At 72.0% G+C, this 9,186-nt stretch carries 10 protein-coding genes; 6 read left to right on the forward strand and 4 right to left on the reverse strand.

Going from position 1 to position 9,186, the window contains the following annotated elements; translation table 11 throughout:
• Positions 1-1,686 (forward strand): translation elongation factor 4 (gene lepA, locus Q1N79_RS10035; protein WP_300607285.1); only part of this gene is annotated, 1,686 nt, incomplete at its 5' end.
• Between the two features lie 34 nt (positions 1,687-1,720).
• On the opposite strand, the gene Q1N79_RS10040 is transcribed toward lepA, so the two are convergent.
• Positions 1,721-2,353: a DUF1707 and DUF4190 domain-containing protein gene (locus tag Q1N79_RS10040; protein ID WP_300607288.1), complete on the reverse strand. Its 633-nt coding sequence runs from the start codon at positions 2,351-2,353 to the stop codon at positions 1,721-1,723.
• 66 nt (positions 2,354-2,419) lie between these two features.
• Here Q1N79_RS10040 and hemW point away from each other — a divergent pair, with 66 nt between their 5' ends.
• The gene (gene hemW, locus Q1N79_RS10045) at positions 2,420-3,637 is read left to right on the forward strand and encodes a radical SAM family heme chaperone HemW (protein WP_300607291.1); all 1,218 of its coding nucleotides are present in this window, start codon (positions 2,420-2,422) and stop codon (positions 3,635-3,637) included.
• A gap of 33 nt (positions 3,638-3,670) precedes the next feature.
• Here hemW and Q1N79_RS10050 read toward each other — a convergent pair whose 3' ends face one another.
• Positions 3,671-4,090, reverse strand: coding sequence for a DUF4870 domain-containing protein (locus tag Q1N79_RS10050; RefSeq protein ID WP_300607293.1), 420 nt, complete (start codon positions 4,088-4,090; stop codon positions 3,671-3,673).
• A gap of 2 nt (positions 4,091-4,092) precedes the next feature.
• Positions 4,093-4,971 carry a DUF3097 domain-containing protein gene (locus tag Q1N79_RS10055; protein WP_300607296.1) on the reverse strand — a complete coding sequence of 293 codons (879 nt, stop codon included), beginning with the start codon at positions 4,969-4,971 and terminating at the stop codon, positions 4,093-4,095.
• Positions 4,972-5,180: 209 nt separating this feature from the next.
• Between Q1N79_RS10055 and hrcA the strand changes: the two genes are divergently transcribed.
• Together hrcA and dnaJ are read left to right on the forward strand one after the other, a co-directional pair.
• A complete protein-coding gene (hrcA, locus tag Q1N79_RS10060; protein ID WP_300607298.1) occupies positions 5,181-6,185 on the forward strand; it encodes a heat-inducible transcriptional repressor HrcA in 1,005 nt (334 codons plus the stop codon).
• On the forward strand, positions 6,185-7,333 hold the full coding sequence (gene dnaJ / locus Q1N79_RS10065) for a molecular chaperone DnaJ (RefSeq protein ID WP_300607300.1): 1,149 nt from the start codon (positions 6,185-6,187) through the stop codon (positions 7,331-7,333). Before hrcA ends, dnaJ begins: the two co-directional genes overlap by 1 nt.
• A 245-nt stretch (positions 7,334-7,578) precedes the next feature.
• Here the strand turns inward: dnaJ and Q1N79_RS10070 are convergent, their stop codons facing one another.
• Positions 7,579-8,331 (reverse strand): 16S rRNA (uracil(1498)-N(3))-methyltransferase, encoded by a 753-nt coding sequence (locus Q1N79_RS10070; protein ID WP_300607302.1) that lies wholly within the window; start codon positions 8,329-8,331, stop codon positions 7,579-7,581.
• Between the two features lie 50 nt (positions 8,332-8,381).
• On the opposite strand from Q1N79_RS10070, the gene Q1N79_RS10075 reads away from it, so the two are divergent.
• Together Q1N79_RS10075 and Q1N79_RS10080 are read left to right on the forward strand one after the other, a co-directional pair.
• On the forward strand, positions 8,382-8,711 hold the full coding sequence (locus Q1N79_RS10075) for a hypothetical protein (protein ID WP_300607305.1): 330 nt from the start codon (positions 8,382-8,384) through the stop codon (positions 8,709-8,711).
• 27 nt (positions 8,712-8,738) lie between these two features.
• Positions 8,739-9,186 (forward strand): hypothetical protein (locus Q1N79_RS10080; protein ID WP_300607308.1); only part of this gene is annotated, 448 nt, incomplete at its 3' end.

Here is a 9,186-nt window from a genome sequence, read left to right on the forward strand (position 1 = left end):
GAGCGCGGCATCACGATCAAGAGCCAGGCGGTCCGCCTGCCCTGGAAAAGCGGCAACGAAAACTACGTCCTCAACCTCATCGACACCCCCGGCCACGTCGACTTCAGCTACGAGGTCTCCCGCAGCCTGGCCGCGTGCGAGGGCGCGGTGCTGCTCGTCGACGCGGCCCAGGGCATCGAGGCGCAGACGCTCGCCAACCTGTACCTGGCGCTCGGCGCGGACCTCAAGATCATCCCGGTGCTGAACAAGATCGACCTGCCCGCCGCGCAGCCCGACCGCTACGCCGCCGAACTCGCCGGGATCATCGGCTGCGATCCCGCCGAGGTCCTGCGGGTATCCGCCAAGACCGGCGAGGGCGTCGAGGACCTGCTGCACGAGATCGTCCGCCAGGTCCCCGCCCCGCAAGGCGACCCGGACGCCCCGGCCCGCGCGCTGATCTTCGACTCGGTCTACGACACCTACCGCGGCGTGGTCACCTACGTCCGGGTCGTCGACGGCCGCCTGACCAGGCGCGAGCGCGGCCTGATGATGTCGACGGGCGCGACCCACGAGACGCTCGAGGTGGGAGTGATCTCGCCCGAGCCCATACCCGCCGTCGGCCTGGCCGCGGGCGAGGTCGGCTACCTGATCACCGGGGTCAAGGACGTCCGCCAGGCCCGCGTCGGCGACACCGTGACCAGCTCGGCACACCCCGCGAAAGAGCCGCTGGCCGGCTACGAGCATCCCAAGCCGATGGTCTTCTCCGGCCTGTACCCGGTGGACGGCGACGATTACCCTGACCTCCGCGACGCGCTGGACAAGCTGCGGCTGAACGACGCCTCGCTGGTGTACGAGCCGGAGACGAGCGACGCCCTCGGCTTCGGGTTCCGCTGCGGCTTCCTCGGCCTGCTGCACATGGAGATCGTCCGCGAGCGGCTGGAGCGCGAGTTCGACCTGTCGCTGATCTCCACCTCGCCGAACGCCGTGTACCGGGTTGTCATGGACACCGGCCAGGAGATCAGGGTCACCAACCCGAGCGACTTCCCAGGAGGTCCGTCGTCGCCGCAAGCAGGCAAGGTAAACGAGGTTTTCGAGCCGGTGGTCCGCGCCACGGTCATCTCGCCCGCCGACTACATCGGCACGATCATGGAGCTGTGCCAGAGCCGGCGCGGCGCCCTGCTCGGCATGGACTACCTGTCCGCGGACCGGGTCGAGATCCGCTACACGCTGCCGCTCGCCGAGATCATCTTCGACTTCTTCGACCAGCTCAAGTCGCGCACCCGGGGCTACGCCTCGCTGGACTACGAGCCGGCCGGGGAGCAGCAGGCGAACCTGGTCAAGGTCGACATCCTGCTGCAGGGCCAGCCGGTGGACGCGTTCAGCCAGATCGTGCACAACGACGAGGCACGCGATTACGGCCTGTCGATGACCGCGAAGCTGAAGGAGCTGATCCCGCGGCAGCAGTACGAGGTGGCGATCCAGGCCGCGGTCGGCGCCCGGATCATCGCGCGCGAGAACGTCCGCGCGCTGCGCAAGGACGTGCTCGCCAAGTGCTACGGCGGCGACATCACCCGTAAGCGCAAGCTGCTGGAGAAGCAGAAGGAGGGCAAGAAGCGGATGAAGACGATCGGCCGCGTGGACGTGCCGCAGGAAGCCTTCGCCGCCGCGCTCGCCACCAGCCAGCAGCCCGACGCCCGCTCGAAATAAGTCCCGCTCGAGACAAGCCAGCGGCGAACCGCGCTCAGGAGTGCGCCGCAATGACCACGATGACCAGCGCCCAGGCCGCGATCCCCATGTAGCCGAGGATCAGCCCGGTGATGGCCATGCCGTCCCCGCGTTCCCCGCTGCGCCGGATCTGACCCCGGGCGAGGTGGCCGAGGATGACCGCGGGGATGGATGCCAGGCCGAGCGTGAAGAACTCCAGGACGCCGCAGACGAGCGAGCCGATCGCCAGCCCGTTGGTCGGCGACACGGGGACCAGGGTCTGGTAGTAGCCGGGCGGCTGGTACGGCACCGGCGGCCCGATCGGCCCCGCGGGCAGGTCCGCGACGATGGCGGTCAGGTCCCCGTAGCGCCGTGCCGCCATCGTCCGGGCGCAGCGCGCCTCGAACTCGGCCTTGGTAAGCCGCCCTTCGCCGTAGGCCGCCTTCAGCACGTCGAGCGTGCGCTCCCGGTCCGCGGCCGAGGCGAGCATCCCTGGCTGCCCGAATCCCGCCTGGCCGTACGCGGCCGGCTCGTAGGGCGGCGGCCCGTAGGGCGGCGGCCCGTAGGACGGCGGCCCGTAGGACGGCGGGCCGTAGGACGGCGGGCCGTAGGACGGCGGCCCCTGCCCCAGCGTCGGCGTGTCGTCGCCATCTGCTGCCGGATCCCTCACTGGGCCCCCTTTCCAGCACGCATGTACCGATTACAGCTTATGCGGCAGGCGGATATTCTCGGCAGCGTGCCAGCAATACCGCCCGACGGCAACCCCGCTCCAGCCGACGGGAGCCTGCCGCCGGCCGCGGCGGAGAGTTTCGGCGCTGCCCCGTTCGGCGTCTACGTCCACGTCCCGTTCTGCCGCACGCGCTGCGGCTACTGCGACTTCAACACCTACACCGCCGCCGAGCTAGGCGGGGGCGCGGACCGGGCCGGCTACGACACGCTCGTCGGCCAGGAGATCGCGCTGGCGCGAACCGTGCTCCCGCACGCGGACGTCACGGTCAGCACGGTGTTCTTCGGCGGCGGCACGCCGACGCTGCTGACCCCCCGGCAGCTCGGGGACATCCTGCGGCGCGTCGGCGACGCGTTCGGCCTGGCGCCCGACGCCGAGGTGACCGTCGAGGCGAACCCGGAAACCGTCGACCTGGCCACCCTGCAGCAGCTGCGGGCGCAGGGGATAAACCGCGTTTCGTTCGGAATGCAAAGCTCCCAGCCGCACGTGCTCGCCACCCTTGACCGGGTGCACGAGCCCGGCCGCCCGCGGCAGACGGCGCGGTGGGCCCGCGCGGCGGGCTTCGAGCACGTGAGCCTGGACCTGATCTACGGCACGCCGGGGGAGAGCGACAACGACTGGCGGCGCTCGCTTGACGCGGCGATCACGGCCGGTCCCGACCACATCTCCGCGTACGCGCTGACCGTCGAGGAGGGCACGCGGCTGGCCGCGAAGATCCGCCGCGGAGAGCTCAGCCCGCCCGACGACGACGTGCTCGCCGACCGGTACGTGCTCGCCGACGAGGTCCTGACCGCGGCCGGCTTCGCCTGGTACGAGATTTCCAACTGGGCCGCGAGCGACCGGGCACGGTGCCGCCACAACGTGCTGTACTGGACCGGCGGCGACTGGTGGGGGTTCGGCCCCGGCGCGCACAGCCATGTCGGCGGCACCCGGTGGTGGAACGTCAGGCACCCGTCGGCGTACGCGGCGCGGCTGGCGGCCGGCCAGTCCCCGGCCCAGGCCCGCGAGGTGCTGACCGCTGCCGAGCGGCGGATGGAGGACATCATGCTCCGCACCAGGCTGGCCGAGGGTGCCCCGCTGTCCGTCCTGGCCCCCGGCGCCCATTTGTCAGCCGAACGATCCGTGGCGGCTGCCCTGCTCGACCCCTCCTCCTTCGCGGGCGGACGGCTCGTGCTGACCCGCCAGGGCAGGCTGCTCGCCGACGCGGTGATCCGCGACCTCGCGTGACCGCCCCCGCGCGGGGATCGACTTACCTGATCGTCACTTGACCATCGGCGAGCAGATCCAGGCCGGGACCTGGCTGTATTCGCCGCGGCTGGCGGCGAACGCGGCGCGCGTCAGGTACGAGACCGCGATCCCCCAGCCGATCACGACGAAGGGGAGCACCCCGATCAGGGCCGTGCTCAGCTTGTCCAGGGTGAGCAGCCCGAAGATTATTCCCGCGGACACCGCGTACAGCAGGCCGGTGAGCGCGACGTTCAGCGCCTGCGCGGAATGCCAGCGGACGAACCCCGACCCGCGCCGCCTGGTCAGGTACACGTACAGCGGCACGGCCGGGCCGAGAAGGATCACCCCGAGATAGCAGAGCGTGCAGAGCTGCTCTTCGCCCTGCGACGGCGGCGGCCCGGGCCACGGCTGGTCCGGCCTGAACTGGCGCCGGTGGGCGGGCTTGCCGGCCACGGTCATCCGTCGCCCGGCGCGGTGACGAAGTCGATGAGCTCCTCCACCCGGCCGAGCAGCGCCGGGTCGAGGTCGGCGTAGCTTGTCACGGCGCGCAGGATGCGCCGCCACGCCGCGGCGATGTCGGCGGGCGTCCGGGACGGCCAGCCGAGCCGGTCAAGCACGCCCTCCTTCCACGGCTGCCCGGGCGGCACGTCCGGCCAGCGGTCGAGCCCGAGCCTGCCGGGCCTGACCGCGGCCCAGATGTCGATGAACGGGTGGCCGACGACGAGCACGTAGGGCGAGCGCGCCTCCGCCGCGATGCGGCTCTCCTTGGACCCCTGCACCAGGTGGTCGACGAGCACGCCGAGCCGCCTGCCAGGCCCCGGCTCGAATGCCCTGGCGATCGCGGGCAGGTCGTCGACGCCCGCCAGGTACTCGACGACGACGCCGGCGTCGCGCAAGTCATCGCCCCAGATCTTCTCCACGAGCTCGGCGTCGTGCCTGCCCTCGACGTAGATCCGGCTTGCGCGGGCGACCTTCGCCCGCTGCTCCGGCGCGGCTACCGACCCGGAGGCGGTCCGCCGCGGCGTCCCAGGTGCCCCCGGGGCCCCCGGGGCCCCCGGGCCGGCCGGCGCCGTCGGCGCCGGCCGCACGAGCGTCACCCGCTTCCCGTCAAGCAGGAACGTGCCGGGCAGCGGGAACACGCGGCGCCTGCCGTGCCGGTCCTCCAGCGTGACGGCGTCGTTCTCGTAGCCGACGACCGCGCCGCAGAACCTGCCCTCGAAGTCTTCGACGACCAGCCCAGGTTCGGCCTGCGCCTGCGGCACCGGTCCCTGCCCCGGCCGCGGGCGCCGGTTGCGCGGCGTGAGCACGTCGTCCCCGTACTGCCTGCTCCGCACCCGCACCCTGCTTTCCCGTTGGCACAAACCAGCCGGGCTTTCCCGCTGGCACAAACCAGCCGGCCACGCCGCGCTGGTATCGCTGACAGGGAAGCGTAGCTGACGGGGTGGCGTTCTTGCCGTCCGGGAACTCTCGTGGCGCAATAGAATTGGCACTCAGGAACGTTGAGTGCTAGGCCAGCTGGTCTTTGCCGCGAGGGGGTGTACACGTGCTTGATGAGCGCAAGCTGGCGGTGCTGCGCGCCATAGTCGAGGACTACGTGTCCACCACCGAGCCGGTCGGGTCGAAGTCCCTCGTCGACAGGCACGGCCTTGACGTGTCGCCCGCCACCATCCGCAACGACATGGCGGTGCTCGAGGAGCAGGGGTTCATCGCCCAGCCGCACACCAGCGCCGGGCGCATCCCCACCGACAAGGGCTACCGGCTGTTCGTCGACCGGCTGTCGAGCATCAAGCCGATGTCCACGGCCGAGCGCCGCGCGATTGAGACGTTTCTGGCCGGGGCGTACAGCCTCGACGACGTGGTGGCGCGGACGGTCCGGCTGCTCGCCCAGCTGACCAGGCAGGTCGCGGTCGTGCAGTACCCGTCGCTGTCGCGGTCGGCGGTCCGGCACATCGAACTGGTCGCGCTCGCCCCGCAGCGGGTGCTGCTTGTGCTCATCACCGACAACGGCCGTGTCGAGCAGGCCGCGGTGGACCTGCCCGCCCCCGCCGAGCCAGAGTCGATCGCGCACCTGCGCGCGGTGCTCAACGCCTGCCTGGACGGCCACAAGCTCGCGGACGCCGCCAAGACGGTCGTGGGCCTGGCCGACCGTATCCCCGCATCCGAGCGGTCGAACGCCGGTGCGGTCTTCTCCGCCCTCCTCGACAGCCTCGCCGAGGGGCATGAGGAGCGCGTGGTGTTCGGCGGAACGGCGAACCTCGCCGCCCCCGATTTCGGCATGGGACTGCGTGACGTGCTCGAAGCGCTGGAGGAACAAGTGGTGCTGATGCGGCTCCTCGGAGAGGTCGTGAGTCCGTCCGCCCTGACGGTGCGGATCGGGGCCGAGACCGGGCTCCAGGGCGCGTCAGTGGTGTCGGCCGCCTACGGCACCGGCGGGCAGGCCGTGGCCAAGCTCGGGGTGCTCGGGCCGACCCGGATGGACTACCCGGGCACGATGGGAGCGGTGCGCGCGGTGGCACGGTACGTCGGCCGGATCCTCGGGGAGGCGTAGTGGCGAAGGACTACTACGCGCTGCTCGGCGTGCGGCGCGACGCCGGGCAGGACGAAATCAAGCGGGCCTACCGCAGGCTGGCGCGCGAGCTGCACCCGGACGTCAACCCCGACCCGGAGACGCAGGACAAGTTCAAGGAGATCACCCAGGCCTACGAGGTGCTGTCCGACCCGGACAAGCGCCAGATGTACGACCTCGGCGCGGACCCGTTCGCCTCGGCCACCACGGGCGCCGGGGGATTCGGCGGGTTCGGCGCGGCCGGGTTCCCGTTCAGCGAGTTCGTGGACGCGGTCTTCGGCGCGGCGGGGCAGACCGCGGGCCGCGGCCCGCGCAGCCGCTCGCGGCGCGGCAGGAACGCGACGATCAGGATCGAGCTCGACCTGTCCGAGTGCGCGTTCGGCGCCACCAGGGAGCTGACCGTGGACACGGCCGTGGTCTGCCCGACGTGCTCAGGCGAGGGCACCGCGCCGGGAACCCACCCGGTGACCTGCGACGTCTGCGCGGGCCGGGGTGAGATCAGCCAGGTGCGGCGGTCCTTCCTAGGCCAGGTGATGACCACCTCGGCCTGCCCGGCGTGCGGCGGCTTCGGCACGGTGCTGCCGCGGCCCTGCCCGGAGTGCGACGGCGACGGCCGGGTGCGCACCAGGCGCACGATGAAGGTGCGGATCCCGGCCGGCGTCGAGGACGGGACGCACATCCAGCTGGCCGGCGAAGGCGAGATCGGCCCGGGCGGCGGCCCGCCAGGCGACCTGTTCCTCGAGGTGGTGCAGCGCCCGCACGCGATCTTCGAGCGGCAGGGGGACGACCTGCACTGCACGCTGACGATCCCGATGGTCGCGGCCGCGCTCGGCGCGACCGTCTCGGTGGAGTCGCTGGACGGGCCTAGCGACGTGGACATCCGCCCGGGCACGCAGTCCGGTCAGGTCATACCGCTCTACGGGCTCGGCGTGAAGCACCTGAGCGGCAACGGCCGCGGCGACCTGGTCATTCACGTGACCGTGGAGACGCCGTCGCGGCTGGACGCGGAACAGGAGAAGCTGCTGCGCGAGCTGGCCAAGCTGCGCGGCGAGGAGGCCCCGCCCGGCAAGTTCCAACCAGGGCAGCAGGGCTTCTTCTCCCGCCTCCGCGACGCCTTCAACGGCCGCTGACCCGGTTACACCCCGCCCCAACCCCTCGCGCCCCAACCCGAACAACCGCCCGCGCCCGAACCGACCCCGCGCCCGCTTACGCCCCAATCCACCCCACAATCCGCATACGCCCAATCCACCCCACAATCCGCATACGCCTGCGCGGGGGCTTGGGGTGTTCCCGGTCGTCAGTCGGTGCCTAGAGCGCACCGAACACGACCGGTCACACCCCGGCGCGCCCGCTTGCCTTGCCAGTCGGCCGGGCGTTACCAGCGGCCGGTGCGGCTCAGCATGATTACTGTGGCCGCCGCGCCGGCCGTTGAGGTGCGCAGGACTGTGGGGCCTAGCCTTGCTTCGAGTGCGCCCGCTTCCTTCAGCGCCTCGCGCTCGGCGGGGCTGATGCCGCCCTCCGGGCCGACCACCAGGACGATCTCACCGCTCTTCGGCAGCGGCAGGATGGACAGCGGCGTTGCCGCGTCCGCCGCTAGCACGACTGAGCAGGCCGCGGCCGACATGCGCTTTGCTATCTCGGGCAGCGTGGCCGCGCCTGTTACCTCGGGGAGCCAGGCGCGGCGGGACTGCTTCGATGCTTCCCTGGCTGTGTTGCGCCATTTGGTCAGGGCTCGCTCGGACCGTTCGCCTTGCCAGCGGGTGATGGACCGCTGCGCCGGCCAGGGGATTACGGTGTCGACGCCGACCTCGGTCATTAGCTCTACTGCCAGGTCGCCGCGGTCGCCTTTGGGGAGCGCCTGGACGACCGTGATCCGCGGGTCCGGGGGCGGCACCGTATGGGTCTTGCGTATCTCCAGCACAACAGAGTCTCTGGCGATGGACGTGACCGTGCATTCGGCGAGGGTGCCGGCGCCGTCGCTGAGGTCCGCGCGCTCGCCGGGCCGCAGCCGGCGGACGGCCGCCGCGTGGCGCCCTTCCGGGCCGGACAGCGCGACCATGCCTGTCGTCAGCTCCGTTGGCGCCACCAGGAAGACGGGCGGTCCCGCGATCGGGACATGCGAGTCCATGCCGCCAGGCTAGCGGCTGGCCACCGCGGGCTTATGCGTTCGGGGACGGTGTGCTGGACGGGTTCCCCTGGTCCGAGCCGCCGCTGCCTGTGCTCCCTGAGGGTGATGGAGTCGGGCTGGTCGGCGTCGGGGAGGTGGGCGCCGGGCTGGTCGGCGCCGGGGAGGTGGGCGCCGGGCTCGTGGGCGCCGGGGAGGTGGGCGCCGGGCTCGTGGGCGACGGGGAGGTACCTGACGGGGTGGGCGACGGGGAGGTACCTGACGGGCTCGGCGACGGCGACGGCGTGGCAGTCGGGGACGGGGACGCGCTCGGCTGCCCGCAGTCAGACGAGGACGAGTACGGGATCGTCGTCACGATCGTGGCAGGGCCTCCAGGTCCCTGAGCACCGGGGGGTGGGGAGGTCGCGACGGTGACACCGGCGCCCGGGGCGCTGGTGGTCGCCGTGGCGGCGGGGGAGGGCGTGCAGCTCGGCTTCGGCTTCGCGCTTGGCGATCCCGTGGTAGACCCGGATGTCGGGGCGGCGCCGCCCGTGCCGCTCGAGCCGCTCGACAGGGTGTGTCCGTTGCCGGTCGTCGAGCCGCCGCCGTGGCCGCCCGACGTGCCCGAGGTCTGCCCGCCGGTCAGCACGGTGCTGCTGACCTGGACGATGGCCTGCCGGAACGGCGGAATGGCAAACGAAATGCCGACGATGAACGCGATGCCGGCCAGCACGGCCACCGGCCGCAGCCACGTGGTCCCCGCCTCGCGCAGCTTGCTGACGCTCTCCCACCAGCCTGGCCTGGACCCGCCTTCGGCCAGGTCAGGTCCGGTCTCGCCGGCAGCCGTCGGCTGCGGCAGCCGCCGCAGCCGCGGCCAGG

Source organism: Trebonia sp., assembly GCF_030042015.1.
Lineage (GTDB): Bacteria > Actinomycetota > Actinomycetes > Streptosporangiales > Streptosporangiaceae > Trebonia.